This window comes from Streptomyces sp. NPDC051636 (genome assembly GCF_044453765.1).
GTDB lineage: Bacteria > Actinomycetota > Actinomycetes > Streptomycetales > Streptomycetaceae > Streptomyces.
Genome location: NZ_JBITDA010000042.1, coordinates 26,398 through 51,847, shown reverse-complemented (window position 1 = coordinate 51,847; position 25,450 = coordinate 26,398). Strand labels below are relative to the sequence as shown.

Genomic DNA, 25,450 nt, shown 5'->3' with positions numbered 1-25,450 from the left:
CGCGGGCCGCGGAAGCACGACACTGCAAAGAAGCGAGTGGCCCCCACGGCAACCCCACCAATCGGCGGCCGGGCAGCTCACCTCTCCCCGCCCAGCACCCTCTCGCAGTCCTGCCAGGCGGGCGGGCTCAGTAGGGGGCGGAGGTCGGTGAAGAGGGCGAGGAGGGCTGGGGCGTGGTGGGCGTGGAAGGTGGGGTCGTGGGCGGCCAGGTCGAGTTCGTTGGCGGCCGTCAGGTCGGCGAAGTCGCGTGCCCGGAGTGGTGACGCGTGCTCGTCCCGGCTGGTGAATCGGTTACGGAAAGGCGAGTTGAGGTCCGCTCTCAAGCGCGGGTACGTCGCCTTCCGGTCGCAGCTCCCGTAGAGGTACACGATCGCCTCCGCCTCCTCCCCGACCGCTTCCCGAAGCTCGTGGCGGCGCGCCGACGGCAGTAAGGCGCTCGGGAAGCCGTCGGTGCCGTAGAACGCGTGGCAGAGGCCGGCCAGTTGGAGGGCCGGGCGGGCGCCCCAGGTGGACAGGCGGGCGCGTACTCGTTCGCAGTGGGCGAGGAGGGTGCCGCCCGGGTGGGGGATGTCGTCCGCGTTCAACCGGGCCAGTAGCGCCCGTGCTTGCGCCGTCCCGTTCTCCACTTGCCGTGTCCCCTTCGGCCTGCGTGCGTCTGTGGTCGGCACCCGCTCCCTCCTCCCCCCACCCGGGTCCGGACATCGGTGCGGGGAGGGAAGGAGCGGGTTGCCGCCTGGGCCCGATAGGGATCGTCGTACGCGCGCATTGGTCCAGTCAATCCTTGGGATTTGTGGCGGGGCCCAAGTGTTAGCTTGGGTCTCGTGACCCTCGACGACCTGCGTGTGTTCGTGGCCGTGTGCCGGGCCGGGAGCCTCAGCGCGGTGGCCCGGGAGCTGGGGTGTACGCAGTCGGCCGTGAGCCAGCACGTGAAGCGGCTGGAGCGGGAGACGGGGGTGGCGCTGCTGGAGCGGCAGCCTCGCGGGGTCGTCCCCACCCACGCCGGGCGGGTGCTCGAAGCCGCCGCCGCCGAGGGGATCTGCGGGCTCGACCTCGCCGTACGGAAGTTGCGGGACCTCGTCGACGGTCACAGCGGTTACGTGCGGGTCGCCACCGGGGCCACCACCGTCCGGCACTTCATGTCCGACGCCGTCGTCACCTTCCGCCGACGGCATCCCCACGTCACCCTGGAGTTCCGCACCGTCAGTTCCGGACGCGGCAGTTTCGACGCGCTCGCCGACGGCACGCTCGACCTCGCATGGATCACGCTCGGCCCGCCCGTGCGCGGGATCGAGCAGCGGGCCGTGGTCGAACTGCCCTGGGTGCTGGCCGTACGGGCCGACGATCCGCTCGCCCGGCGGCCGTACCTAGACGCCGGCGAGCTGAGTGACGTACGCCTGATCCGGCTGCCGCCCAACTCCGCCTCTGCCGCTCATCTCGACAGCGTCTGCGATGAGTTGGGCGTGCGCTTCGCCTACGAGCCGAGCGTCGCCGACTGGGATACCGCCCTGCTGCTCGCCGAGTTGGGGGTCGGGCGGGCCGTCGTGCCCGCCGTACCCGGGCTTCCCGTGCCCGGGGAGGGTGATCTCCGGCTCGTTCCCCTCCCCGGGCTGCGGCCCCTGCCCGTCGGGTGGGCCGTACGCCGCTGGGACGCGCTCAGTCCGCCGGCCCGGGCTTTCGCCGACACGGTCGTCGAGTGCCGCGCCCGGTTGACCTGAGGGGCAGTTCCGCCCACACCGTCTTGCCCACGGCGCGTTCCCTGACCCCCCAGGTCCGCGACAGCAGCGATACGAGGATCAGGCCTCTGCCGCCCTCGTCGACCTCGTCGCCCGCCGTGGCGAACCTCAGCCGCCTGTCTCCCCGCGCGTCACTCACCTCGATCCGGAGTGTCTCCTCGGGGAGCAGCAAGAGGCGCAACTCGAAGTCCCTGCCCGGGACCCGGCCGTGCGTGACCGCGTTCGCAGCCAGCTCTGCCACCACGTGCTGCGCGGTGTCGTTCACTTCTCCGTCGTGGGGGTAGCCCCAGCTCGCCAGCTGGTGCGCCGTGAGGCGACGGGCCAGACGCGCGCCGCGCGGCGTCGCACTCAGGCGCTGGGTCAGTTCGGCGGTGGGGGTGGAGATCTGCGAGTTCACGTGACAGAGCGTGGTCGCTTCTCTCTACCCTGACCAGGAGTGACCTGGCGACGTTGCGTAGCCGTACGGGTGCGGTGGGTTGGGTGTACGGGTCGTCGGGCCTGATCGGGAGCGGGGTGGCGTGAGGTGACGGAAGAGGGCGAGCGGAGGCCGGAGACCCCTGCGGAGGCCGACGGTACGACGGGGTTGTTCACGACGCTGGGTAAGCAACTCAAGGTGCTTCGGGAGCGGAAGGGGCTCACGCAGAAGGAGCTGGGGCACCTTGTCGCCTACGGGCCCGATGCGATTTCGGCCATGGAGCGGGGGGTGCGGGTTACTCAGCCGGAGTTGTTGGAGAAGGCGGATGAGTTGCTTGAGGCCGGGGGGCTCCTCACGGCGGCCATCCCTGACGTCAAGGAGGCGCTGAAGAAGGCGCGCACCCGACACCCAGAGTGGTACCGGGGGTATGCGGTTATGGAGGCGGCGGCGATCGAGCTGCACCACTACTGCAACCACGCGGTACACGGCTTGCTTCAGACCGAGGATCACGCGCGGGCCGTGTTCGCCAAGCGGCGGCCGTTCCTGGACGAGCAGACCATTGAGAAGCGCGTCGCTGACCGGCTGACCCGGCAACAGGTCTTCGACCGTTGGCCGTCGCCTGTCGTCAGCTATGTACTCGAGGAGGTGGTGTTGGACCGACCCATCGGCGGGCCGCGCGTGCATGGCGAGCAGCTGCAGCGCCTGTTGCAGGTCGGTGGCATGCGGAATGTCGAGATCCAGGTGATGCCAACGAAGCTCGAGGAACACCCCAATCTGGGCAGCGCGTTCAATTTGCTGACGCCCAAGGGGAATGCGCAGGTGGCATACACCGAAGCTCAGGGGTTCCCCCGCCTGATCACAGACCCGGAAGAGGTCAGGAAGATCGCCGATCGCTATGGGATCATGCGAGCGATGGCTCTCCCGCCCACGGAGTCCCGGGCGTTGATCGAGACGAAGCTGGAGGAGCTATGAGCAACGCGGAACTCACCTGGTTCAAATCCAGCTATAGCGATGGCGAGGGTGGTGACTGCGTCGAGGTGGCCTATAGCTGGTTCAAGTCGAGCTACAGCGACGGTGAGGGCGGCGAATGCCCAGAAGTCGCCGCCCTCCCCACCACCATCCGCATCCGCGACTCCAAGCGGCACCCCACCGCCCCTCACCTGACCCTCTCCCCCACCGCCTGGCAGGCCTTCCTCCCCCTCACCAAGTCACCGGCAGCTCCACGGGGAACCGGCGAATAGTCTTCGCATCCCACCGGACGTCCTCCGGCGGCACCGCCAGCCGCAGGCCGGGGAAGCGCTCCAGCAACCGCCCCACCGCCACTTCCAGTTCCGCCATGGCCAAGGGCACGCCGATGCACCGGTGGCCGCCCCAGCCGAAGGTCATGTGGGGGGTGTGCGGTCGGCCGGGGTCGATGACGTGGGGGTCCGGGTAGCGGGCCGGGTCGCGGTTCGCGGTCAGGTACGACACGTGGACGAACTCCCCGGCCCGGATCTTCACGCCGTCCAGCTCGACGTCCTCCACGGCCACGCGGGGGATGCCGACGCCCTTGCGGAACGGGATGTAGCGGAGCAGCTCGTGGATGACGTCCGGGAGGCTCTCGGGGTGTCGCCTCAGCTGGTTCATCAGCTCGGGCCGGGTCAGCAGCAGGTACACGATGTTGCTGATCTGGCAGGTGGCCGTGTCCTGGCCGCTGAGCACCAGCGTCAGGGTCATGACGGCCATTTCCTTGTCGTCGAGCTGGTCCTCGCCGTCCCGGGCGGCGATCATCGCGCTGACGATGTCGTTCCCCGGGGTGTGGCGGCGCTGCTCCACGACGGTGTGGAAGTAGGCGGTCAGGTCGGCCTTGACCTGGGCCGCCGTCTCCTTGTTGTCCCGGCCGGTGACGAGGAGCTTGAGGACGAGTTCGCGCATCCGGGGCCAGTCGTCCCGGGGGATGCCGAGCAGGTCCAGGATCGTGTGCTGGGGGAACGGGTCCGACAGGTGCCGCACCAGATCCGTGGGCGGTCCCTCCTTCGCCATCTCGTCCAGCAACGAGTCCGCGAGCCGGACGATCCGCTCCCGCATCCCGTCGACCCGTTCCTGGGTGAACGCCTGGGAGACCAGGCTCCGTACGCGGCTGCTCTGGGGCGGGTCCATGACGTTGACGGACTCGGGGGACACGATGGGTTCCGGTGTCATCCGGGGATAGTCGTAGCCCATGATCCGCGCCCGGCTGAAGCGGCGGTCGGAGGTCACGGTCTGGACCGACTGGAAGTCGGTGACGAGCCAGGCGTCGGCGTCGCCGTACGGGAGGCGGATGCGGGTGGGGGACTCGCGTTCCATGAGGGCCGCGAGCTCGGGGTCGAACTCCAGGGCCTCGCTGTAGGAGAAGGGGCAGGTGACCGGTTCGTCGTTCGTGGTCATCAGGCGGTCACCCCGGGCATCGGCACGACGTTGGTGGCGTCCACGGCGGGGCGCAGGCCCTTGGCGAGCCGGACGGCGTCGCCGACGGCCCAGTAGTGGACGAAGAAGAGGCGGGGGTTGTCGGTGAGGTTGTGGTGGTGGAGTTCGACGAGGTCGACGCCGGCGCGGCGGACAGCGGCGAGGACGGCCTGGACCTCGTCGGCGACCATGACGAAGTCGCCGTTGATCGCGGCCCGGCCCCTGCCGAGGGGCTGGTAGTTGACGGAGGTGGTGGAGCCGAGGCCCGGGGGGAGGATCAGGTGGCCGTCGGTGATCGTCTCCTTGCGGACGAAGGTGCTCTTGTAGACGTTCCCGTCGCGGGATCCGGGCACGCCGATCGCGGCGTCGATGGCGGCGGTGTCCAGGTCGAGGGGCGGCAGGGAGGCGGGGGTGGCCGTTTCCGGCCGTGGTGTGGCCGTCCGGTCGAATGCCGCGCGCAGGCCGTGGGCGACGGCCACCGGGTCGTGGCCGTGGGCGTGCACGTGTACCCACCAGATGTCGGGCTTCTGCGCGAGCAGGTGCTTGTGGATGGCTGTCTGCCAGATGCCGTGCTGTTGCAGGGCGTCGCTGAAGGGCTGGAGTTCCTGCTCGGTGACCACCGCGTCGCCCATGAGCAGTGTGCTGCCGTCGTCGTAGCGGACGAAGGACACGTGGGTGCCGAGGGCGAGTGCGGCGTCGATCCTGATGCCGTGGGAGCGCACCTTCAGGTCCCGGCGCGGGAGACCCGTGTGGTACATGTACCGCTTCATGTCGCCGGGGGCGCCCAGGGCCTTGCCCACGTCCGACCAGTCGGCCGGCTTGGTCATCACCGGCTTGGCCAGGGTGCGGCCCGCCGCGTGCGTCGTGCCGGGGACCACCCCGGTCAGTACGGGCGTCAGCGCGGCGGTGGCCAGCATGCGGCGCCGGGACGGGATGAGTGGGGGTCGGCTGTGCTGCTGTCGGTCATCGGTCATGTCATATGCCTCCTGGCGCGATGGAAGCACGGCAGGCGCCGCGGACCGGTGATCTGCACCGGCGGGTGCGGCCAGGTGGGCTAAGCGGGCTTGGCGGTCGGGTGAGAGCCCCGCAGCGGCACCCCTGGGCCGATCAGGTCGCAGGAAAGGGACGGTGCCGCGCCAGCGCAGTCGAGGGGCGTCGGCTTGGCGGTGTCCTCTCCAGGCCGTACCAGGGGATTTCCTCAGGCCGGGTAGGCCGGGCCTTCGTCGTGCCGGATCCGGGGCCGGCCTGCCCGTCCCCGCCGCCTGGGGCGGGTTCCCCGGGCCCGGCGTGTGCGGTACTCGCCGGGGGTCATGTCGAACTCCTTGCGGAACGCGAGGTGGAAGCCGACCTGGCTGCGGTAGCCGATGCGCTGGGCGATGTCCTGCTGGGGCACGGACGTGTCCGCGAGCAGCCGCCTGGCCTCCTGCAGACGGCGCACCATCAGGTGCCGCATCGGCGGCTCGCCCACCAGCTCCCGGAACATCTGTGAGAACACCGACCGGGACATGCCGGCTCCGGGTAACCATGGTCGGCGCCGGGGCGCGGGCCCGTGCGGTCGCGTCCCGGCAGACGGCACGCAGCCGGACCAAGTACGGGGGAAGAGATGTCAGGCTACAACGGTGCGCTCGATCAGCGGCGCACACCGGTGCCCGTCGCCGTGATCGGCCTCGGGTGCCGCCTGCCGGGGGCACACGGCCCCGGGCAGCTGTGGGAACTGCTCCGCTCGGGCCGGGACGCCACCGGCCCCGCGCCCGCAGACCGGTTCCCCACCGGGACGGCTGTGCCCGCGGGTGGCAGGCGCGGTGGATTCGTGGACGGCGGACGGCAGGCCCTAGCTGTACAGGCCCTCCACCTGCGCCGCGAAGTCCCGCATGATCGCCTCCCGGCGCAGCTTCATCGACGGCGTGAGGTGACCGGCCTCCTCGGTGAAGTCGACGGGCAGGACGGCGAAGCGCCGGATGGACTCGGGCCGGGAGACGAGCTTGTTGGCCTCGTCCACCGCCCGTTGCAGGACGGCCGCCAACTCCTCGTCACCGGCGAGGAGTTCCGGGGGGACGGGGTGCTTGCCGTGCATCAGGCGCCAGTGGGTGATGCCGTCGGGGTCGAGGGTGAACAGGGCGGTGACGTAGGGGCGGCCGTCGCCGACGAGCATGCACTGGGAGATCAGGGGGTGGGAGCGGAGCCAGTTCTCCATCGGGGCGGGGGCGACGGACTTGCCGCCGGAGGTGATGAGGAGCTCCTTCTTGCGGCCGGTGATGGTGAGGTAGCCCTCGTCGTCGAGTTCGCCTATGTCGCCGGTGGCCAGCCAGCCGTCCCGGGTCGCGGGGACGACTCCGCCCGCCTGGGGGTCCCAGTAGCCGCGCAGGACGTGGTCCCCCGCGATGAGGATCTCGCCGTCGGCCGCGATGCGGACCTTGGTGCCGGGCAGGGGCCAGCCGACCGTGCCCAGGCGGGGCTTGAGGGGCGGGGTGACCGTGGAGGCGCCGGTGGTCTCCGTGAGGCCGTAGCCCTCGAATATCTCGATGCCCGCGCCGGCGTAGAAGGCGGCCAGGCGGCGGCCGAGCGGGGAGCCGCCGCAGATCGCGTAGCGGACCCGGCCGCCCATCGCGTTGCGGAGGCGGCGGTAGACCAGGGGGTCGTAGAAGGTGCGGGCGGCCTTCAGGGAGCGGCTGGGGCCGTTGCCGGTGCCGGTCTGGCGGGCTTCGAGGGCCTCGCCGTACCGGCGGGCGGTGGCCGCCGCACGGTCGAAGGTGGAGAGGCGTCCGCCCGCCTCCGCCTTGGCGCGGGCGGTGTTGAAGACCTTCTCCAGCGTGTAGGGGATGGTCAGCAGGCAGGTCGGCTTGAAGGCGGCCAGGTCGGGCAGCAGGTCCGCCGCCTTCAGGCTCGGGGTGTGGCCCAGCCGGACCCTGGCCCGGACGCACGTGATGGCCACCATCCGGCCGAAGATGTGGGACATCGGCAGGAACAGCAGCACCGACGCCTGCTCCCCGGACTTGGCCTTGAAGACCGGGTGGAGGAGTTCGATGGCGTTGTCGGCCCCGGCGAGGAAGTTGCCGTGCGAGAGGGCGCAGCCCTTGGGGCGGCCGGTGGTGCCGGAGGTGTGGATGAGGGTGGCGAGGGTGTCGGGGCCGAGCATGCCCCGGCGTACGGCCACCTCCGCGTCCGGCACCTGCGCGCCGAGCTCCGCGAGGCGGTCCACATGGCCCTTCTCCATCACCCACACGTGCCGCAGGTCGGGGAGGCGCTGCAGTTCGGGGCCGATGGCAGCGGCCTGGCCGGCGGTCTCGGTGACGAGGGCGACCGCGCCGGAGTCCTGGATGATCCAGCGGGTCTGGAAGAGGGAGGAGGTGGGGTAGACGGGGACGGTCACCAGGCCGGCCGCCCAGGCGGCGAAGTCCAGCAGCGTCCACTCGTACGTCGTACGGGCCATGATGGCGATGCGGTCGCCGGGCGTCAGGCCCTCGGCGATCAGTCCCTTCGCCACCTCCAGTACCTGCACGGCGAACTGGGCCGCCGTCACGTCCTGCCAGCCGCCGTCGGAGGTCCTGCGGCTGAGGACGACCGCGCCGGGGTCCGCCTCCGCGTTCTCGAACGGCAGGTCCGCCAGCGACCCGTGGGTGACCGGCGCGGCGAAGGGTGGGACGGACGCCTCCCGGACGACCCCCTCCAGACGCCGTGTCTCGGGTTCGACGAGGATCGGTACGCCGTCGTAGTCGGTGGCGTGGACGGGGGCGCCGGAGGAGACGGGGGCGTGCGGGTACGGGGTGGACACGGGCGGCTCCTCGGGCGTGCAGCGTGACCTGCTTGCTGCATGACGTACGTGCCCCGGATACCGAGGCGTTCACCGACGGTCCTGTTCCACAAAGGAGTTACCGGCGATTAAGGAGGTGATCGTACGAGGCCTCTGTGGTGGGCGTGTGCTGGTTCGGGGATGGTCCCGCGCCAGGCCTGTGCAATCTCGGGGATCAGGTGACGGTGGTTCATGTTCGCTCCGGGATCGCCGTCACACCCTGGCCGCCGGCCGCGCGGACCGAGATCAGTCCGCGTGCCGGTCCCTCCCGCTCGGACAGCGGTTTCGCCAGCGTGGCGACGAGCCGGGCGCCGGCCGCGGCGAAGGGGTGGCCGGTGGCGAGGGAGGAGCCGCGCCGGTGCTGCCGCCGGGGGGCGGTGACGTACGCGGCTCAGGGCGGGCGGTTCGAGTTGCGGGGCGGCGAGACGGTGCACGTGACGGGGGACGTCTACGCGCTGCTCTCCTGAGCCGCCGGCTCGGGCGGTGACCAGGGGCGGCCCTCCATGAGGTTGGCCAGGCCCGCCCAGGCGAAGTTCATCAGGGTCGCAGCGGCCTGCCGGGGGGTGACGCCCGGGGTGGCGTTGGCCCAGGCCGCGAGGGACTCGGCGGCGCCGACGAGGGCCTCGGCGAGGCCGGCGACCTCGTGCTCGGGGAGGTCGGGGTCCATGGGGGTCCCCCCGCTCGAGCGAAGTCGAGAGTGGGGGAGGGCCTCCCGGGCGGTGACGGCGATGAGCCGGGTGACGAACGCGACGATCTCCTCGCGCATCGCGGTGACCTCGGCGGCGAAGGTCTCGCCGTGGGTGCGGGCCTGGAGGTGCAGGACGGACCAGCCCTCGGGGTGCTCGCCGGTGTGCGCGAAGAACGCCTGGAGTCCGTCCCAGAGTTGGCGGTCGGCGGGCAGGCCGGGCCGGACCCCGGTGCGCACGGCCTGCGTCAGCGCCTTGGCCTCACGGCGGATGCAGGCGGTGAAAAGGTCTTCCTTCGAATTCAGGTACAGGTACACCAACGGCTTGGAGACCCCCGCCAGTTCGGCGATCTCGTCCATCGACGCGGCCATGTACCCCCGCTGGCCGAAGGTCTGTACGGCGGCGTCGAGCATCTGCTGCTCCCGCACCGCGCGCGGCATCCGCTTGGTCTTCACGGCACCCATGGGGCAAGCGTAGTTGGGGCCGCCGCGGGCGCCGCCGGAGAGGAGCTCAGGAGGTCTGGCCCTGCGCCCGTGCGGCGTCGTCGGCCAGGTCCTCCTGGCTGCGGTTGGCCTCCAGGTTGGCCTTCACCCGGTCGACCTTCTGCACGATCTGCACGGAGGCGCGGTCCCGCTCCTTGCGCAGTACCACCCAGCTGATCGGCGCCGAGAGCACCAGGGAGAGCAGCAGGACCCACAGGATGTTGGAGTCGCCGAAGCCGCGCGGGAAGATCCCGGAGTAGACAGCGCCCCAGACGACCACGAGGCAGCCCGCGAAGATACCGAGGCGCATCAGCGTGTAGCGGAGCATCTCAATCCAGTCTTCCGATGACGAAAAGGGGCACCGTCCAGTGAAGCATGCCCGGCCACCGGTCTTGGAAGGGGGTGGGACGAATCACCGCAGAGGCAGGAGCATCGTGACGTCCTCCCGGTCGTCACCCGGAGCGACCCGGATCGCGCCGGGCACGCGGCCGACCTCCTTGTAGCCGCAGGAGGCGTAGAACCGCTCCAGGCCGAGACCGCCCCGGCAGGAGAGCCGTATCGCGTCGATGCCCTCGAAGCCGCGGGCCGCGTCCTCGGCCGCCGCCAGCAGGTCGCGGCCGTAGCCCTTGCCCTGGTGCCTCGGGTGCACCATCACCGTGTACAGCCACACCCAGTGCGTCATCAGCCGGTGCGTGTTGAAGGAGAGGAAGGCGGTCGCGGCGACCTGTCCCGCCTCGTCGTGCCCGACCAGCAGCCGGTGGCGCCCCTCGGCCATCGCGACGAAGTGTCCGACCAGCTCCGGGCGTATGTCCTCCCGCGTCACCGGCGGTACGAAGCCCACGGCTCCGCCCGCGTTGGAGACGTCCGTCCACAGGTCGAGGATGCCGTCGCGGAGGGCGGGGGTGACAGCGGGACCGAGCGTAAAGGTAAGGGGCATGCGCGGATGGTATCTATTACCCCAGCGCTCGTGCAGCCACTTTCAGATCCGCCACCAGCCCCCGGTACGCCCCTTCCCGGTCCTCCGCCCGCAGCACCGCCGAGGGATGCACGGTCGGCACCAGCCGCTCCTGCCGCCCGTGGATCTCGTGCTCCAGCACCGTCCCGCGCACCTCGGTCACCTTGAACGACGAGCCGAGCAGCGCCTTCCCGGCGGTGGCGCCCAGCACCACGATCAGCTCGGGTTCGACCACCGCCAGCTCGGCGGCGAGCCAGGGCCCGCACGCGGTCATCTCGCGCAGGGTCGGCGCCTTGTGGATGCGGCGCTTGCGGGGTTCGGTCCGGGTGAACTTGAAGTGCTTGACCGCGTTGGTGACGTACGCCTCGCCCGGGTCGATCCCCGCCTCCGCGAGCGCCCGGTCCAGCAGCTTCCCGGCGGGCCCCACGAAGGGCCTGCCCTGCCGGTCCTCCTGGTCGCCGGGCTGCTCGCCGACCAGCATCACGCGCGCGTCCTCGGCGCCCGTCCCGAACACGGTCTGGGTGGCGTTCCGGTGCAGCGGGCAGCCCCGGCATCCGGCGGCGGCCTCGCGCAGGGCGGTCAGGCCGGCCCGGTCGGGGACGAAGGGCTCGGCGGTGTAGGCCTCCTCAGGGGCCTTCGTGGTGGCCATGCCGGACGGGTACCCGCCCGGCACCGGCCCTCACGGTCGCCGGGTCACGGCGTCACACCCGCATCGGCTGCGGGGACTCGCGCCGCGCCGGGTCCGGACCGTCGTACTCGCGGATGATCTCGTACCGCGTGTTGCGCTCGACCGGCCGGAAGCCCGCGTCGCGGATCAGGTCGAGCAGGTCCTCGCGGGTCAGCTTGTTCGGGGTGCCGTAGTTGTCGGCGTCGTGTGTGATCTTGTACTCGACGACCGAGCCGTCCATGTCGTCGGCGCCGTGCTGAAGGGCGAGCTGGGCGGTCTGCACGCCGTGCATCACCCAGAAGACCTTCACGTGCGGGACGTTGTCGAACAGCAGCCGCGAGACCGCGAAGGTCTTCAGGGCCTCGGCGCCGGTCGCCATCTGGGTCCGGGCCTGCAGGCGATTGCGGATCTTGCCGTCCTTCATGTCGACGAAGTCGTGCTGGTAGCGCAGCGGGATGAAGACCTGGAAGCCGCCGGTCTCGTCCTGCAGTTCGCGCAGCCGCAGCACGTGGTCGACGCGGTGCCGGGGCTCCTCGATGTGGCCGTACAGCATGGTGCACGGGGTCTTGAGCCCCTTCTCGTGCGCCAGCCGGTGGATCCGCGACCAGTCCTCCCAGTGGGTGCGGTGGTCGACGATGTGCTGCCGGACCTCCCAGTCGAAGATCTCCGCGCCACCGCCGGTGAGGGACTCCAGGCCGGCGTCGATCAGCTCGTCGAGGATCTCGCTCGCGCCGAGCCCGGAGATGGTCTCGAAGTGGTGGATCTCGGTGGCGGTGAAGGCCTTCAGGGAGACGTTCGGCAGGGCGGCCTTCAGCTCGCGCAGGGAGCGCGGGTAGTAGCGCCACGGGAGGTTCGGGTGCAGGCCGTTGACGATGTGCAGCTCGGTGAGGTTCTCCGACTCCATCGCCTTGGCGAGCTTGACCGCCTCCTCGATGCGCATCGTGTACGCGTCCTTCTCGCCCGGCTTGCGCTGGAAGGAGCAGTAGGCGCAGGAGGCCGTGCACACGTTGGTCATGTTGAGGTGCCGGTTGACGTTGAAGTGGACGACGTCGCCGTTCTTCCGCGTCCGCACCTCGTGGGCGAGCCCGCCCAGCCAGGCCAGGTCGTCCGACTCGTACAGCGCGATGCCGTCCTCGCGGGTCAGCCGCTCACCGGAGCGGACCTTCTCCTCCAGCTCGCGCTTGAGCCCGACGTCCATACCAACACCTTTCTACGACAGCCTGACCAACCGTACTCCCCCGCCCTTCGGGCGGGCGGAGCCCCCGTACGGCGCTTCGCGCCTACACCTCTTCGGGCAGCTCCCCGACCCGGTTCTCCCATTTCGTGGACAGCACGATGGTGGTACGCGTCCGCGACACGCCCTTGGTGCCGCTGAGCCGCCGGATGATCTTCTCCAGCCCGTCGACATCGGTCGCCCGGACCTTGAGCATGAAGGAGTCGTCACCCGCGATGAACCAGCAGTCCTCGATCTCCTGCAGGTCCTTCAGCCGGCGGGCCACGTCCTCGTGGTCGGCGGCGTCGGAGAGCGAGATGCCGATCAGGGCGGTGACACCGAGCCCGAGGGACGCGGAGTTCACGGTGGCCCGGTAGCCCGTGATGACGCCGGCCGCCTCCAGCCGGTTGATGCGGTCGGTGACGCTGGGTCCCGACAGGCCGACGAGGCGCCCCAGCTCCGCGTACGAGGCCCGGCCGTTCTCCCTCAGGGCCTGGATGAGCTGCCTGTCCACCGCGTCCATGCGATCGAAGCCTTCCGGTGAAAAGTTCTTGGAGTGATGAGAGGTACTGCCACTAACTCGACTTGCTCAGATGGCGCTCATGTCGTGCGGGTTCCGTCGCCGGTTGCGGTACCGCCGCCCAGGTCCCCCCGCCAGCGGCGGTAGAGCCGGTGCTCCACACCCGCCGCGTCGAGGATGCGTCCGGCGACGAAGTCCACCAGGTCCTGGATGTGGGTCGCGCCCGCGTAGAAGGCCGGCGAGGCGGGGACCACGGTCGCGCCCGCGTCGTCCAGGGCGACCAGGTGGCGCAGGGTCTGGCCGTTCAGCGGGGTCTCCCGGACGGCGACGACCAGCGGGCGGCGCTCCTTGAGGGTGACACTCGCCGCCCGCTGCAACAGGTCCTTGGACAGCCCGAGCGCGACCCCGGCCACGCAGGCCGTGGAAGCGGGCACGATGAGCATCCCCTTCACCGGGTACGACCCCGACGACGGCCCGGCCGCCAGGTCCCCCGCGTTCCAGTACCGCACCCCTTCGACGTCCACCGCGAAGGTCTCCGGCTTCCCGTCGGCCCCCCTCGCGAGCCATTCCCGCAGGTCCTCCCGCCAGTGCGCGTCCCGGAACGAGATCCCCGTCTCGTCCAGCAGCGTGAGCCGCGACGCCCGGCTGACCACCAGGTCCACCCGCTCCCCGGCGTCGAGAAGCCCCCGCAGCACGGCAGCCGCGTACGGAGTCCCGGATGCTCCGGACACCCCCACGATCCAAGGCACGCGCTGCGTTTCTCCTGCGTTCACACCTTGAGCGTACCGGCGGGACGAGCGGTGTTCAGGACGGGTGGGGCGCCTACGCCTCCGGCACCGGGGCGACGGCGGAGCCACGCGGCCCGGCACGCAGGCCGGGGCCGCCGGACGAGCCCCGCGGGGCGGGGAGCACCTCACCGTGAACGGATTCATGGGAATCGCTCTCGGGCCATCCCCGCCACAGCCGGCACAACGGCCCGATCAGCGTGGGAATCCGGCGGCAGCCCGACCGGCCCCTCGCCGCTGATGCCACCCGGACGGGTTACAGCGTGAGCCCCCGTACCAAGAGGTCCAGCAACGCACAGACGAACAGCGAGATCCCGATGAAACCGTTCGTCGAGAAGAACGCCCTGTTCAACCGGGACAGGTCGTGCGGGCGGACGATCCTGTGTTCGTAGACGAACGCGCCCGCGACGACCACCAGGCCCAGCCAGAAGAAGGCGCCGGCGTGGGTCACCAGCGCGTACCAGACGAACAGGGCCGTCGTGACCGTGTGGCACACCCGCGCGCCCCGGATGGCGGCGGGCACACCGAAGCGGGCCGGGACCGACATGACGCCGATCTCGCGGTCGGCGTCGACGTCCTGGCAGGCGTAGATGAGGTCGAAGCCGCCGATCCACACGCCGACGGCGAGACCGAGGATCACGGCGTGCCAGGACCACTCGCCGCTGATCGCGAGCCAGCCGCCGACCGGACCCATGGCCTGGGCCAGGCCCAGGATGGCCTGGGGGAAGTTCGTGAAGCGTTTGCCGTAGGGGTAGACCACCATCGGGATCACGGCGATGGGGGCCAGGGCGAGGCAGAGGGGGTTCAGCAGGGCCGCCGCGCCGAGAAAGACCACCAGGGCGATCAGGGCGCCGGTCCAGGCGTGCCGGACGGACATCGCGCCGGTGACCAGTTCGCGGTGGGCCGTGCGCGGGTTCCTCGCGTCGATCTCGCGGTCGATGATGCGGTTGACCGCCATCGCGAAGGTCCGCAGGCCCACCATGCAGACGGTGACCAGGAGCAGGCGGCCCCAGTGGATGTTCCTGTCCCACTGGTACATCGCGGTGAGGGAGGCGATGTAGGCGAAGGGGAGGGCGAAGACCGAGTGCTCGATCATCACCAGGCGGAGGAATGCCTTGGTGCGTCCCGGCTGGGGGATGGCGGCTGAAACGCTGCTCACAGGCCGTACTCCTTCCAGCGGCGGTCGACCTTCGCCGCCGTCTCCGGATCCGACAACACCATGTCCGGCCACCCCCCGTCGCGCGTGTACCCCTCCTCGGGCCACTTCTTCGTCGCGTCGATGCCCGCCTTGCCGCCCCAGAACTGCTGGTAGGAGGCGTGGTCGAGGTGGTCGACGGGGCCCTCGACCACCGTGAGGTCGCGGGCGTAGTCCGTGTTGCCGAGGGCCCGCCAGGCGACCTCGTGCAGGTCGTGGACGTCGCAGTCGGCGTCGACGACCACGATCAGCTTGGTCAGGGACATCATGTGGGCCCCCCAGATCGCGTGCATCACCTTCTGCGCGTGCTTGGGGTACTTCTTGTCGATCGAGACGATCGCGCAGTTGTGGAAGCCTCCGGCCTCGGGCAGGTGGTAGTCCACGATGTCCGGCACGATGATCTTCAGCAGGGGGAGGAAGAAGCGCTCCGTGGCGCGGCCCAGGGGGCCGTCCTCCGTCGGGGGGCGGCCGACGACGATCGACTGGAGCAGCGGGCGCCTGCGCATGGTCACGCAGTCGATCGTGAGCGCGGGGAACGGCTCCTGCGGGGTGTAGAAGCCGGTGTGGTCGCCGAAGGGGCCCTCGGGCAGCATCTCGCCCGGCTCCAGCCAGCCCTCCAGTACGACCTCCGCGTTCGCCGGGACCTGGAGCGGGACCGTCTTGCAGTCGACCATCTCGATCCGCTTGCCCGCGACGAACCCGGCGAAGAGGTACTCGTCGATGTCGCCGGGGAGGGGGGCGGTGGAGGCGTAGGTGACGGCGGGCGGGCAGCCGAAGGCGATGGCGACCGGGAGGCGCTCGCCCCTGCGTGCGGCCACCTGGTAGTGGTTGCGGCTGTCCTTGTGGATCTGCCAGTGCATGCCGATGGTGCGCCGGTCGTGGCGCTGGAGGCGGTACAGCCCGAGGTTGCGGATGCCGGTCTCGGGGTCCTTGGTGTGGGTGAGCCCCAGGTTGAAGAAGGAGCCGCCGTCCTTGGGCCAGGTGAAGAGCGCGGGGAGCCGGTCGAGGTCGACCTCGTCGCCGTGCAGGACCACCTCCTGCACGGGCGCGTTGTCGGACTTCACCTTCTTCGGCGGCACGTGCGTCATCGCGCCGAGCTTGCCGAAGGCCTCGCGCACGCCGACGAAGCCGTGCGGCAGTTCGGGGCGCAGCAGCCCGCCGATCCTGTCGCTGATCTCGCCGTACGACTTCAGGCCGAGCGCCTTCAGCAGCCGGCGGTCGGTGCCGAAGACGTTCATCGCGAGGGGCATCGCGGAGCCCTTCACGTTTTCGAAGAGCAGCGCGGGACCGCCGGCCTTCTGCACCCGGTCGACGATCTCCCCGACCTCCAGGTACGGGTCGACCTCGGCCTTGATGCGCTTGAGGTCTCCCTCGCGCTCCAGTGCCCTGAGCAGGGAGCGAAGATCGTCGTAAGCCATGCGTCCCAGTATCGGCCACCCGCTACTCTGGCCCGGTCACCGGGGCCGTCCCACTTCCCGAGGAGATCGCACCACCATGCTCAGGTATCTGCCGCTCCTGCTGGTCCTGGCGCTGTGGATCTACGCCTTCGTGGACTGCCTGAACACCCCCGAGGAGGAGGTGCGCGCGCTGCCGAAGGTGATCTGGGTGATCGTCATCCTGCTCTTCGGCGAGGTGCTGGTCGGCCCGGTCGCCTGGCTGATCGCCGGCAAGGTGCGGGGTGCTCCGGCGGTCGGGCCGGGCGCGGGCGGGGCCCGCTGGGTCGCGCCCGACGACAACCCCGAGTTCCTGAAGTCCCTCAACAAGGACAACCCCGAGTCGGACTGAGGGAGCCGCGGGCGGTGCCGTAGCCGCCGGTGCCTGCCGGTTGCGCATCGGCCGGTTCCGGGCGCGTGCTACTCGCGCAGCACCAGGTCCAGCAGTCCCGGGAAGCGGGCGTCGAACTCCTGCCGGCGCAGCCTGTTGACGCGCTTCGGTCCCTCGTCCCGCTGCTCGACCAGGCCCGCCCCGCGCAGGACGGAGAAGTGGTGGCTGAGGGCGGCCTTGCCGACGGGCACGTCGAAGCTGCCGCAGCTGCGGGACCAGTCGGCGGAACCGGCCAACTCCCTTACGAGCGTGAGCCGTACCGGGTCGGCGAGGGCGGCGAGGGCGGTGAGGACCGGGACGTCGTCCGGGTGGGTGTGCTCGGGGGCGGCCCGATGACGGGTGGCGGTCACGTCGTCCTCCCTGCGGTTGCCGAGTGTTCGATGAAAACCATACACTCGCGAGTGTTCGGTTTTCGTTGAACAGACGTGGACGAGTCTCTCGAGCCGGGGGTACGACATGCGCGCGATCGAGTTCCAGGAGTACGGCGGTCCCGAGGTCCTGAAGGTGGTGGAGCGGGACGTCCCCGAACCCGGCCCCGGCCAGGTGAGCATCGACGTGGCGTACACGGGGGTGAACTTCGCCGACCTCAAGGCCCGCGCGGAGGGCTACCGGGTGCCCGCGCTGCCGTACGTCCCCGGCCTGGAGGTCTCCGGCCGGATCCGCGCCGTCGGCGCGGGCGTCGAGGGCCTGGCCGTGGGCCAGGGGGTGGCGGCCCTGGCGGAGGGCGGGGCGTACGCGGAGGTGGCCGTGGCCGACGCGGTGACCGTCTTCCCCCTCCCCTCCGGCGCCGGCCTCCGCACGGCGGCCACCCTGCCGACGGTGCTGCCCACCGCGTACGCCCTCGTCCACACGGTCGGCCGCCTCCAGCCCGGCGAGACGGTCCTCGTCCAGGGCGCGGCGGGCGGAGTCGGCACGGCGGTGGGCCAGTTGGCGCGGGCGGCGGGTGCCGGGGCGGTGTACGGCGTGGTGTCCTCGGCATCCAAAGCGGCGTACGCCAAGGAGCACGGCTACGACGAGGTCTTCGTCGGCGCCTTCGAGGAGCCGGTCCGGGCGGCCACCGGCGGCCGCGGAGTCGACCTCGCCCTGGACCCGGTGGGCGGCGAGACCCTGCGCGGCAGCCTGGCCTCCCTCGCGGTCTTCGGCCGCCTGGTCTCCTTCGGCAACGCCAGTTCCGCCGAGCCGTGGACCGTGGGCCGGCCCGAGCTGTATCCCCTCGGCCTCTCCGTCGCCGGCTTCTCCATCCTGACGCTGGCGAAGACGGGGCCGGGCGAGCTGCGGCGGCTCGCGGAGCGGGCGTTCGCGAGGGTGGCCGACGGCACGGTGTCCCTGCCGGTGACGGCGGAGTTCGAGCTGGCGGAGGCGGCCGAGGCGCATCGGGTGATGGGGGCGCGGGCGAGCACGGGGAAGCTGCTGCTGCGGGTGCTCCCCTGAACTCTCCACAACCGCCTCACAGTTGCTCGCTGATTCCGACTTGCACCGAGGACCACTTGGAGTGGTTAATGGCCTGCAGTCAGTGATGGGTCGTGTCATCACCCATGCCTCAGGGGGACAGATGAGCAGCGCAGAACCGCCGGTGGCCAGTGCCGAACCGCCGGGGCACTTCGACATTCCACCGCCGCCCGCCGTTCCGCCGCAGTCGGTGACCGGCATCGACCTGCGGGTCGGCAAGCGGCTGCTGTGGGTAGGGAGTGCCGCGTACCCGCTGGAGAACGTCACGCGGGTGTACACCTACCTGCTCACGCCGAAGCGCAAGGAAGCCACCGTGCTGTTCCTCAAGCGTCTGGGGATCATCCTGTCGGTGGCGTTCGCCCTGACGATCCTCGGCGGCATCACGGGCCTCGCGAGCGAGAGCGCGGCGAGCGGGATCGTCACGGTCGTGTGGCTGGGTGCGGTGGCCGCGCTGGTCTTCAGCGTGATCGAGCTGTTCTCCGTCCTGACGGCGCCGGTGCAGTACGTCCTGGCCGTGGAGACGTCCGGCCCGTCCGTCGCCATCGTGACGAGCCCCGACCCGCGCCAACTGGACGGGCTGGTCGGCTCCATCGTCCACGCGATCGAGAACCCCGAGGTGGAGTTCCAGGTCAGGGTGGACCGCATCATGGTCAACCCCAGGAACTACTACTTCGGGGACAACGTCAACATGTACGGCGGTGCGGGCAACGTGGGGGTGGCGCACGCATGAGCGGCGACAACTACTACTTCGGCGACAGCGTGAGCATGCACGGCGGGCAGGGCAACACCGGCATCATCAAGAACCAGGCGGCGCCCGCCGCTCCCGCGGCCTCCCCCGAACTGGAGGCCGCGGTCCGGGAACTGGTCGCCCTGGTCGAGCAGTTGCGCGGGCAGGTCCCGCCGGCCAGCGCCCAGGCCATCGACGACTCCCTGCCGGACATCACCGCCGACCCGGGCGCGCCGACGCAGCAGCGGCACCGGGCGCTGATGGCCGTCGCGGGCATCGCGGCGACGGTCGGGGCCGTGGGCCAGCCGGTCGTCGAGGCGGTCAACAGGATCCTCGGGCTGCTGAGCTCGTAGCCCGGAACCCGGTTCCCGGCCCCGGTCCGCGATCCCGCCGCTCAGCGCAGTCGCGACGACGACAGGATCGACAGCAGGTGGGCCGGGACCATCACCCAGGTGATGACCGCCAGTGCGGCGAGGGCCCAGCGGGTCGGGTCGATGCCGCCGGTCGCCGTATCGTCCAGGTCAGCTGGTCGGGGGTGACCGGCGTGCGCACCAGTTGCCGGGTGAACCGCAGCGAGACCCCGCGCATGTACAGCCGCCCCGCCCAGTGCTCACCGTTCCGGCTCGCCAGCTTGGCCTGCGGCTGGCAGACCTCCCGCAGCTCCTGCAGCACCGGAGCAGCAACCATGACCGTGTCCTCCCACCACCCGGGGCCCAACCGCCGCTCGCGCGGCGATGATCGGGCCAGGGTAGAGGAGTGCGGTCGGGTGCTCGCCCAGGGCTCTCCCCGCGATCAGCTCCGCCGCGGATCGCGGGGAGAGTACGTTCCGCACGTTGCCCCGCGGTTTCCGCCGAAGGAGAGTGAAGGCATGGATCAGGCACAGGCACGCACCTGGCTCGCCACCGCCGTCACCGAGGCCCGCGCCGGGCTCGCCGAGGGCGGCATCCCGATCGGTGCCGCCCTCTACGGTCCCGACGGCACCCTCCTCGGTCGCGGCCACAACCGCCGCGTCCAGGACGACGACCCCTCGGCGCACGCGGAGACGGCCGCCTTCCGTGCGGCGGGGCGGCAGCGGACGTACCGGGGGACGACCATGGTGACCACGCTGTCGCCGTGCTGGTACTGCAGCGGGCTGGTCCGGCAGTTCGGCATCTCACGGGTGGTGGTCGGCGAGGCGGTCACCTTCCGCGGCGGGCACGACTGGCTCGCCGAGATCGGCGTGGAGGTGTTCCTCCTCGACGACCCCGAGTGCACGGCACTGATGCGCGACTTCATCGAGAAGAACCCGGCTCTGTGGAATGAGGACATCGGCAGTGACTGAGCCCCGTATCCCCAGCATCGACCTGCGTCCCTGGCGGGACGGCGACCCGGACACCCGCGCCCGCATCGCCCGTACCGTCGACGAGGCCCTCCGGACCGCCGGATTCCTGCTGGTCACCGGGCACGGTGTCGAGCCGTCGCTGCGCGAGCGGATCAGGGCGGCCGCACGGGCGTTCTTCACGCTTCCCGCCGAGGTCAAGGAGGCGTACGAGACGAAGGTCGGCGGGCGCGGCTGGCTCGGGCCGGGGGCGGAGGCCAACGGGTACGCGGAGGGGACCGAGACGCCGCCCGACCTGAAGGAGTCGCTGACCTTCGCCACGCATGAGCCGTTCGAGGATCCGGTCGTCAACGCCGAGTGGTACGCGCCGAACGTGTGGCCCGCCGAGGTGCCCGGGCTGCGGTCCCTGTGCGAGGCGTACCTGGGGAGGATGGCCGGGCTGGAGAGGGAGCTGCTCTCCCTGCTCGGGTACGCCCTCGGGCTCGAGCCCGACTTCTTCAGCCGCCACATGGACCATCCGACGTACGGCTTCAACATCAACTGGTATCCGGGCACCGAAGTGACCGGCGAGCCGGAGCCCGGGCAGTTCCGGATCGGGCCGCACACCGACTTCGGGACGGTCACCATCCTGGACCGGCAGGCGGGCAGGGGCGGGCTCCAGGTGTACACGGACGAGGGCGGCTGGGAGGACGCGCCCTACGATCCGGCCGCCTTCACCATCAACATCGGGGATCTCATGGCCCGTTGGACGGGTGACCGGTGGCGCTCCGGCCGGCACCGGGTCCTGCCCCCACCCGCCGACGCGCCCGCCGAGGAGCTGATGTCACTCGTGTACTTCGGTGAGTGCACCCCGGGCACCCTCGTGGAGTCCGTGCCGGCGCCGGTCGGGCGGGTGGCGTATCCGCCCGTCGACTCGCACGTGTATCTACGCGAGAAGCTGGACTCGATCACCGTCGGCCGACGCTGACGGAATTATCGTAACCCAACGGACATCACGGCATCTGGCCTGAAGCAACTACCCCTTCCTACACTTGAGTTCGAGGGGGGATGCGGTGCACAGACGTCTGCACGGGCGTGGGGCCCTGTTCGACACGGATCCGGCCGGGCTCGCTCCGCGGCTGCTGGGCCTGCGCCCGTACCAGCACCGTGCGCATCCGGTCGAACATCCGAAGGAGCTGCCCCTCGTCCTGTTCACGGGGGCGCGGGGCCTGGGCAAGAGCGCGGTGCTCGGGGAACTGCGGGAGGCGTACCAGGGGCACACGCCGGTCGCGTTGATCGACTGTGCGGACGAGCAGTTCGCGGGGCCGCCCGCGGACCGGCCCCCGGAGTCCTGGTCGCCGGTGACGCAGGGGCTGCTGGTGGTCGCCGAGCAGCTGGCGGAACCGGTGACCGGCGCGGGCCGGATCCAGTTCCCGCGGCTGATGTCGGGCCTCGTCGCGGTGGCCGCGAGCGGCTGGGGCGACGCCGACTCGGAGCGGATCCGGCGGGAGGTCGAGCGGATCCTGCTGCTGGGCGAGAGCGGCTCGTGGATCAGTGGCTTCGCCGGGCGGTGGGCCGGGAAGGTCGCGGCCAAGGTGGTCGCCGCCGCCACCGGGACCGGGCCGCTGCTGTCCGGGGCCATCGAGGCCACCCTGGAGTCGGTCGCGGAGGGTTTCGCGCACCGGCGGCACCAGAAGGCGTCCGTGTGGTACCGCACGTACCCGAACGCGGGCGGGCACGCCCAGCGCGGGCTGATGCTGCTGTCGGGGCACTTCCGGGCGGGCGGCACCTCCCGGGAACACGCCGAGCGGTACCTCGTACGGGCCCTGCTCACCGACCTGACGGAGGCGTATGCGGGCGTGCTGCCGCGTATGCGGCGGCTGGGCCGGCCGCTCCTCCTCGTCGACAACGCGCAGAGCGACCCCGGGCCCGGGCTGATCGAGGCCGTGCTGCGCGACCGGGCCGAGGGCATCGCCGACCAGGTGGTGTTCATCGGCGCCCGGCGCGGCGACGGGCGGGAGGCGCTGCGCAACGCCGCCCGCCGCACCCTGCCCGAGGTGGCCCGGCGCAGCGAGTGGACGCCGGACGCCGCCGTGCCGTCCTCCCGGGCGCTGCTGGTGTCGCTGTCGCCGCTCACCCCCGACGACACCCTGCACATCGTGGGCGCGGTCTGCGACGAACTGCCGGTGCCGCCCCAGCTCCCGCACGCCACCCACCGGTTGACCGGCGGCAACCCGCTGGGCATCGCCCTGCTCGCGGAGTCGGCCGCACAGCACCTGCCCGGGGCGACCTCGCTCGGGGAGCTGCTCACCGCCGAGGTACGGCTGCACGAGGACCGCGACGGCGCGCCCGCCTACCGCGAGCTCCTCGACCGGCTGGTGCCCGCCGACCGACTGGACGAGCTGACCGTGCTGGCCGCCGCCCACGACCACGACTCCGCCTGCGCCCTGGCCCACGCGCTCCTCCCGGACGACTTCGGCCCGGCGGACGTACGGGCGTTGCAGACCCGGCTCACGGAGGAGGGGCTGCCGGGCGCGCCCGGGCACGTCGTCGGCGATCCCTTCGTACGGACCCTGCTGCTGCTCCGGCTGCATCTGCGGGACGCCGACCACCGTGCGTGGCGCACGGCGCACGAGACGCTGATCGCCCACTACGCGCGGGAGGACGGTGAGGATCCCGGGCGTGCCCGCTACCGGCTGTACCACGAACTCGCCCTGGGCTCCGCGGACTCGGCGGTCGCCCATCTGCGTGACACCTTCTTCACCGCCGACCCCCGCGGCTGGCTGCGCACCCTCCGCTTCGTCGGCTCCGCGCCCTACTTCCACGCGCACGACGACGAGGGCCGCGACTTCACCGGGCGTGGCGACCGGCGGGCCGCGGTGGCGCTGGGCCGTACGGACGCCGAGCCGGCGGTGCCGGAGGGCGTGGACGCCGTACTGCACCTGCGGGTGCGGCGGCTGCTGCACGCGGTGTGGCAGCTGACCGACCCGCTGGTGCTGCCCGATCCCAAGGTCTGCGACCGGATGCGGTTCGAGCTGGAGCAGCTGTCCAACCTGCGGCCCGCGGGCAACGCGCTGCTGTGGCGGGCCTCCCGGGACTGGCCCGCCGCCGCGCTCGCCGGGCGCCCGCTGGACGCCCCGGACGACGACGAGGACGACCGGACCGGGGAGGCGTGATGGCGCGCAGAGGCGTGGGCACGTGGGTGCGTGAGGGTGTCTGGGAGATCCCGCTGCGCCGCTATCTGGCGCTGCTGGTCACGACGGCCCTGCTGGTGGGTCTGGTCTTCGCGGTGCGGACGCTCGCGCACGACGACCGGTCCTGCGCGCCCGGGGTGGTACGGCCGGAGGGCAGCGACGAGTGCGTGGGCGTGGCGTCGAACGCGTACGACTTCGGGCGGCCCCAGCTGAAGGACGCCGTGAAGGCGATCGACCGGGAGAACCGGCGGCTGAGGTCCGGCAGTTACGTCACCGTGGCGGTGATGCTGCCGTACACCTCCACCGCCCCCTCCAGCCTGGCCGACATCCAGCACCAGCTCCAGGGCGCCTACCTGGCCCAGTACCAGGCCAACCACGCCGCCAACGCGATGGTTCCGGCGATCCGGCTGGTGCTGGCCAACCCCGGGGCGACGGGAGCGCACTGGCAGCGGACGGTCGACCAGCTGACCCGGATGACGACCTCCGCCGACCGGCTGCGGGCGGTGGCGGGGATCGGGCAGAGCACCGACAGCAACAAGAAGGCCGTCAAGGAGCTGACCCGGCGCGGAATCCCGGTGGTGGGCTCCTCCATCACCGCCGACGACCTGGCCAACGGTCAGCACGGCAAGGATCCCTTCCCGGGGCTGGCCCGGGTCTCGCCGACCAACACCGACGAGGCCCGTGCGCTCGCCTCCTTCGCGAAGGTCAGCGCGGGCCGTGCGATGCTGGTGTACGACAAGCCCGGGGACCCGTACACGCAGACGCTGAAGAACGCGTTCACCGTGCTGCTCAAGGGCTCGCATCTGGAGCCGCGGCCGTTCTACCCGCCCGCCGACCGCAGCAAGGAGGGCTCGACCGCCGGCACGTTCTGGGAGATCACCCAGATCCTGTGCTCCACGCCCAGGACGACGGACACCATCCTCTTCGCGGGCCGCCACACCCAGCTGCGGCAGTTCATCAACGCGCTGGGCGCGCGCGGCTGTGACGACCGGAAGTTCACCCTGCTCACCGGCGACGAGGGCTCGTACCTGACCGGCGACGGGAAGCTGGACCGCAAGGCACTCGGCCACAACCTCTCCGTGCGCTACACCTCCCTCGCCCACCCGGAGGCCTGGACCGCCACCCCCGCGACCACCGGCGGCTCGGCGAAGGACGCGCGGGACCTGCTCGGCCTGGTGGCCGAGGCCAAGGGGGAGCCGGTCGGTCCCATCGGCTCGGCCGGCCTGGACGACGGCCAGCTGATCATCGGCTACGACGCCGTGCGGCTGGCCGCGCGCGGCATCCTCATGGCCTCGCGGGGCGGCAAGGTGCCCCCGGCGCTGACGCGGGTGGGCCACGAGTGGGGACAGGTGCAGGGCGGGTTGCGGCTCGGCGGGGCGAGCGGCTGGATCTGCCTGGACGCGCACGGCAACCCGTACGACAAGGCCGTACCGATCGTGGAGCTGGTCCCGGAGGGCGGCTCCCGCTTCGTGAAGATCGCCTGGCCGGAGGGGAAGCCGCCGGGGAAGGAGTGCCTGCCGCCGTCCTAGGGAGCCCGCTGGGGGCCCTCCCCCAGCTGTTCGATCAGTCGTTCGAAACGGGCCCGCCAGGACGGCTCCGACTCCCCCTCGCCCTGGAACTCGTGGGTGAACCGCAGGGCGGCCCCCGTCTCCCCGTCCCGCTCCAGATGGAAGCGGATGCGGCCGCCGCCCTCGACGGTGTACTCGGCGACCCGGTCCACGTCCCACGCGGTGATCTCCCCGGCGCCCAGGCCGCGCAGCGCGACCATCCCGCCGAGCCGCGGTTCCAGCACGTCGACGTCCGTGAACCAGCCCGCCAGCCCCTCCGGGGTGGCCAGCGCCGGCCAGACCTTCTCCATGGGCCTCGGGAGCCGCACCAGGAAGTGCAGTATGTGCGTGTTCCCGTGGGTCTGGCTGGTGCCCTGTTCGATGGAACCGGTCATGACACCAGCCTGGCCCTGAGCCGGGGGTTGTGCACCCCCGTTACGGGCGCCGGCCCGCCTTGTCGACGACCGCCCGGCGCAGGACGGCGGTGTTGCTGGTGCCCTGGCCCTCCTTCAAGGCGTCGTGATCCCCGCGCGGATGCGTTTCCGCA

Annotated in this window: 29 protein-coding genes and 2 pseudogenes; 12 read left to right on the top strand and 19 right to left on the bottom strand. The window is 71.3% G+C overall.

Features of this window, described 5'->3' with window-relative positions; translation table 11 throughout:
- Positions 1–77: 77 nt before the first annotated feature.
- On the bottom strand, positions 78–626 hold the full coding sequence (locus tag ACIBBH_RS39345; protein WP_399413290.1) for a DUF6817 domain-containing protein: 549 nt from the start codon (positions 624–626) through the stop codon (positions 78–80).
- A gap of 195 nt (positions 627–821) precedes the next feature.
- On the opposite strand from ACIBBH_RS39345, the gene ACIBBH_RS39340 reads away from it, so the two are divergent.
- A complete protein-coding gene (locus tag ACIBBH_RS39340) occupies positions 822–1,715 on the top strand; it encodes a LysR family transcriptional regulator (protein WP_399413288.1) in 894 nt (297 codons plus the stop codon).
- Here the strand turns inward: ACIBBH_RS39340 and ACIBBH_RS39335 are convergent.
- Positions 1,654–2,130 (bottom strand): ATP-binding protein, encoded by a 477-nt coding sequence (locus ACIBBH_RS39335; RefSeq protein ID WP_399413286.1) that lies wholly within the window; start codon positions 2,128–2,130, stop codon positions 1,654–1,656. The genes ACIBBH_RS39340 and ACIBBH_RS39335 overlap by 62 nt on opposite strands.
- 126 nt (positions 2,131–2,256) lie before the next feature.
- Here ACIBBH_RS39335 and ACIBBH_RS39330 point away from each other — a divergent pair, with 126 nt between their 5' ends.
- Entirely contained in the window at positions 2,257–3,120 is an 864-nt protein-coding gene (locus ACIBBH_RS39330; RefSeq protein WP_399413284.1) for a helix-turn-helix transcriptional regulator, read from the top strand.
- Complete coding sequence (locus ACIBBH_RS39325) at positions 3,117–3,389, top strand: DUF397 domain-containing protein (protein WP_399413282.1); 273 nt, start codon at positions 3,117–3,119, stop codon at positions 3,387–3,389. Before ACIBBH_RS39330 ends, ACIBBH_RS39325 begins: the two co-directional genes overlap by 4 nt.
- Here the strand turns inward: ACIBBH_RS39325 and ACIBBH_RS39320 are convergent.
- The 3 genes from ACIBBH_RS39320 to ACIBBH_RS39310 form a co-directional block, all read right to left on the bottom strand.
- The gene (locus tag ACIBBH_RS39320) at positions 3,349–4,554 is read right to left on the bottom strand and encodes a cytochrome P450 (protein WP_399413280.1); all 1,206 of its coding nucleotides are present in this window, start codon (positions 4,552–4,554) and stop codon (positions 3,349–3,351) included. The two genes, ACIBBH_RS39325 and ACIBBH_RS39320, sit on opposite strands and share 41 nt — an antisense overlap.
- Positions 4,554–5,546, bottom strand: coding sequence for a DUF1259 domain-containing protein (locus ACIBBH_RS39315; protein WP_399413278.1), 993 nt, complete (start codon positions 5,544–5,546; stop codon positions 4,554–4,556). The genes ACIBBH_RS39320 and ACIBBH_RS39315 overlap by 1 nt, the downstream gene beginning before the upstream one ends.
- Positions 5,547–5,770: 224 nt before the next feature.
- Positions 5,771–6,079, bottom strand: coding sequence for a helix-turn-helix transcriptional regulator (locus tag ACIBBH_RS39310; RefSeq protein WP_399413275.1), 309 nt, complete (start codon positions 6,077–6,079; stop codon positions 5,771–5,773).
- A 96-nt stretch (positions 6,080–6,175) separates the two neighbouring features.
- Here ACIBBH_RS39310 and ACIBBH_RS39305 point away from each other — a divergent pair.
- Positions 6,176–6,340, top strand: a pseudogene (locus tag ACIBBH_RS39305) (beta-ketoacyl synthase N-terminal-like domain-containing protein); the annotation flags it as partial.
- 63 nt (positions 6,341–6,403) lie between these two features.
- Here ACIBBH_RS39305 and ACIBBH_RS39300 read toward each other — a convergent pair.
- The 11 genes and pseudogenes from ACIBBH_RS39300 to ACIBBH_RS39250 form a co-directional block, all read right to left on the bottom strand.
- Positions 6,404–8,344 (bottom strand): AMP-dependent synthetase/ligase, encoded by a 1,941-nt coding sequence (locus ACIBBH_RS39300; RefSeq protein ID WP_399413273.1) that lies wholly within the window; start codon positions 8,342–8,344, stop codon positions 6,404–6,406.
- Positions 8,345–8,552: 208 nt separating this feature from the next.
- Positions 8,553–8,714 (bottom strand): annotated as a pseudogene (locus tag ACIBBH_RS39295) (acetyl-CoA C-acyltransferase); the annotation flags it as partial.
- A 96-nt stretch (positions 8,715–8,810) separates the two neighbouring features.
- Positions 8,811–9,512 (bottom strand): TetR/AcrR family transcriptional regulator, encoded by a 702-nt coding sequence (locus tag ACIBBH_RS39290; RefSeq protein ID WP_399413271.1) that lies wholly within the window; start codon positions 9,510–9,512, stop codon positions 8,811–8,813.
- Positions 9,513–9,558: 46 nt separating this feature from the next.
- Positions 9,559–9,858: a DUF4229 domain-containing protein gene (locus ACIBBH_RS39285; protein WP_399413269.1), complete on the bottom strand. Its 300-nt coding sequence runs from the start codon at positions 9,856–9,858 to the stop codon at positions 9,559–9,561.
- 84 nt (positions 9,859–9,942) lie between these two features.
- Positions 9,943–10,467, bottom strand: coding sequence for a GNAT family N-acetyltransferase (locus ACIBBH_RS39280; RefSeq protein WP_399413266.1), 525 nt, complete (start codon positions 10,465–10,467; stop codon positions 9,943–9,945).
- 16 nt (positions 10,468–10,483) lie between these two features.
- On the bottom strand, positions 10,484–11,134 hold the full coding sequence (locus ACIBBH_RS39275; protein ID WP_399413264.1) for a UdgX family uracil-DNA binding protein: 651 nt from the start codon (positions 11,132–11,134) through the stop codon (positions 10,484–10,486).
- A 52-nt stretch (positions 11,135–11,186) separates the two neighbouring features.
- On the bottom strand, positions 11,187–12,350 hold the full coding sequence (mqnE, locus tag ACIBBH_RS39270; RefSeq protein ID WP_399413262.1) for an aminofutalosine synthase MqnE: 1,164 nt from the start codon (positions 12,348–12,350) through the stop codon (positions 11,187–11,189).
- 82 nt (positions 12,351–12,432) lie between these two features.
- Complete coding sequence (locus ACIBBH_RS39265; protein ID WP_399413260.1) at positions 12,433–12,888, bottom strand: Lrp/AsnC family transcriptional regulator; 456 nt, start codon at positions 12,886–12,888, stop codon at positions 12,433–12,435.
- A gap of 77 nt (positions 12,889–12,965) precedes the next feature.
- Positions 12,966–13,634, bottom strand: coding sequence for a UbiX family flavin prenyltransferase (locus tag ACIBBH_RS39260; RefSeq protein WP_399413300.1), 669 nt, complete (start codon positions 13,632–13,634; stop codon positions 12,966–12,968).
- Between the two features lie 292 nt (positions 13,635–13,926).
- Positions 13,927–14,829 carry a menaquinone biosynthesis prenyltransferase MqnP gene (mqnP, locus tag ACIBBH_RS39255; RefSeq protein WP_399413257.1) on the bottom strand — a complete coding sequence of 301 codons (903 nt, stop codon included), beginning with the start codon at positions 14,827–14,829 and terminating at the stop codon, positions 13,927–13,929.
- Positions 14,826–16,283, bottom strand: coding sequence for a menaquinone biosynthesis decarboxylase (locus ACIBBH_RS39250; protein WP_399413255.1), 1,458 nt, complete (start codon positions 16,281–16,283; stop codon positions 14,826–14,828). The genes mqnP and ACIBBH_RS39250 overlap by 4 nt, the downstream gene beginning before the upstream one ends.
- A 76-nt stretch (positions 16,284–16,359) precedes the next feature.
- Between ACIBBH_RS39250 and ACIBBH_RS39245 the strand changes: the two genes are divergently transcribed.
- Positions 16,360–16,650, top strand: coding sequence for a PLD nuclease N-terminal domain-containing protein (locus tag ACIBBH_RS39245; RefSeq protein ID WP_399413253.1), 291 nt, complete (start codon positions 16,360–16,362; stop codon positions 16,648–16,650).
- A 68-nt stretch (positions 16,651–16,718) separates the two neighbouring features.
- Here the strand turns inward: ACIBBH_RS39245 and ACIBBH_RS39240 are convergent, their stop codons facing one another.
- Positions 16,719–17,039 (bottom strand): ArsR/SmtB family transcription factor, encoded by a 321-nt coding sequence (locus ACIBBH_RS39240; protein WP_399413251.1) that lies wholly within the window; start codon positions 17,037–17,039, stop codon positions 16,719–16,721.
- Between the two features lie 106 nt (positions 17,040–17,145).
- On the opposite strand from ACIBBH_RS39240, the gene ACIBBH_RS39235 reads away from it, so the two are divergent.
- The 3 genes from ACIBBH_RS39235 to ACIBBH_RS39225 all read left to right on the top strand — a co-directional run bounded on the left by ACIBBH_RS39235 (position 17,146) and on the right by ACIBBH_RS39225 (position 19,218).
- Positions 17,146–18,120: a zinc-binding alcohol dehydrogenase family protein gene (locus ACIBBH_RS39235; RefSeq protein ID WP_399413249.1), complete on the top strand. Its 975-nt coding sequence runs from the start codon at positions 17,146–17,148 to the stop codon at positions 18,118–18,120.
- Between the two features lie 121 nt (positions 18,121–18,241).
- Positions 18,242–18,868, top strand: coding sequence for a DUF6232 family protein (locus tag ACIBBH_RS39230; protein ID WP_399413247.1), 627 nt, complete (start codon positions 18,242–18,244; stop codon positions 18,866–18,868).
- Entirely contained in the window at positions 18,865–19,218 is a 354-nt protein-coding gene (locus ACIBBH_RS39225; RefSeq protein WP_399413246.1) for a hypothetical protein, read from the top strand. Before ACIBBH_RS39230 ends, ACIBBH_RS39225 begins: the two co-directional genes overlap by 4 nt.
- A gap of 91 nt (positions 19,219–19,309) precedes the next feature.
- Here ACIBBH_RS39225 and ACIBBH_RS39220 read toward each other — a convergent pair whose 3' ends face one another.
- Complete coding sequence (locus ACIBBH_RS39220; RefSeq protein WP_399413244.1) at positions 19,310–19,552, bottom strand: hypothetical protein; 243 nt, start codon at positions 19,550–19,552, stop codon at positions 19,310–19,312.
- A 181-nt stretch (positions 19,553–19,733) separates the two neighbouring features.
- On the opposite strand from ACIBBH_RS39220, the gene ACIBBH_RS39215 reads away from it, so the two are divergent.
- From ACIBBH_RS39215 to ACIBBH_RS39200, 4 genes are all read left to right on the top strand, one after another.
- Positions 19,734–20,186, top strand: a complete 453-nt coding sequence (locus ACIBBH_RS39215) for a nucleoside deaminase (RefSeq protein WP_399413242.1) — start codon at positions 19,734–19,736, stop codon at positions 20,184–20,186.
- Positions 20,164–21,150, top strand: a complete 987-nt coding sequence (locus ACIBBH_RS39210) for an isopenicillin N synthase family dioxygenase (protein WP_399413240.1) — start codon at positions 20,164–20,166, stop codon at positions 21,148–21,150. Before ACIBBH_RS39215 ends, ACIBBH_RS39210 begins: the two co-directional genes overlap by 23 nt.
- An 85-nt stretch (positions 21,151–21,235) precedes the next feature.
- The gene (locus ACIBBH_RS39205; protein ID WP_399413238.1) at positions 21,236–23,338 is read left to right on the top strand and encodes a hypothetical protein; all 2,103 of its coding nucleotides are present in this window, start codon (positions 21,236–21,238) and stop codon (positions 23,336–23,338) included.
- The gene (locus ACIBBH_RS39200; protein WP_399413236.1) at positions 23,338–24,885 is read left to right on the top strand and encodes a hypothetical protein; all 1,548 of its coding nucleotides are present in this window, start codon (positions 23,338–23,340) and stop codon (positions 24,883–24,885) included. Before ACIBBH_RS39205 ends, ACIBBH_RS39200 begins: the two co-directional genes overlap by 1 nt.
- Here the strand turns inward: ACIBBH_RS39200 and ACIBBH_RS39195 are convergent.
- The gene (locus ACIBBH_RS39195; RefSeq protein ID WP_399413234.1) at positions 24,882–25,298 is read right to left on the bottom strand and encodes an SRPBCC domain-containing protein; all 417 of its coding nucleotides are present in this window, start codon (positions 25,296–25,298) and stop codon (positions 24,882–24,884) included. The two genes, ACIBBH_RS39200 and ACIBBH_RS39195, sit on opposite strands and share 4 nt — an antisense overlap.
- Positions 25,299–25,450: the final 152 nt, after the last annotated feature.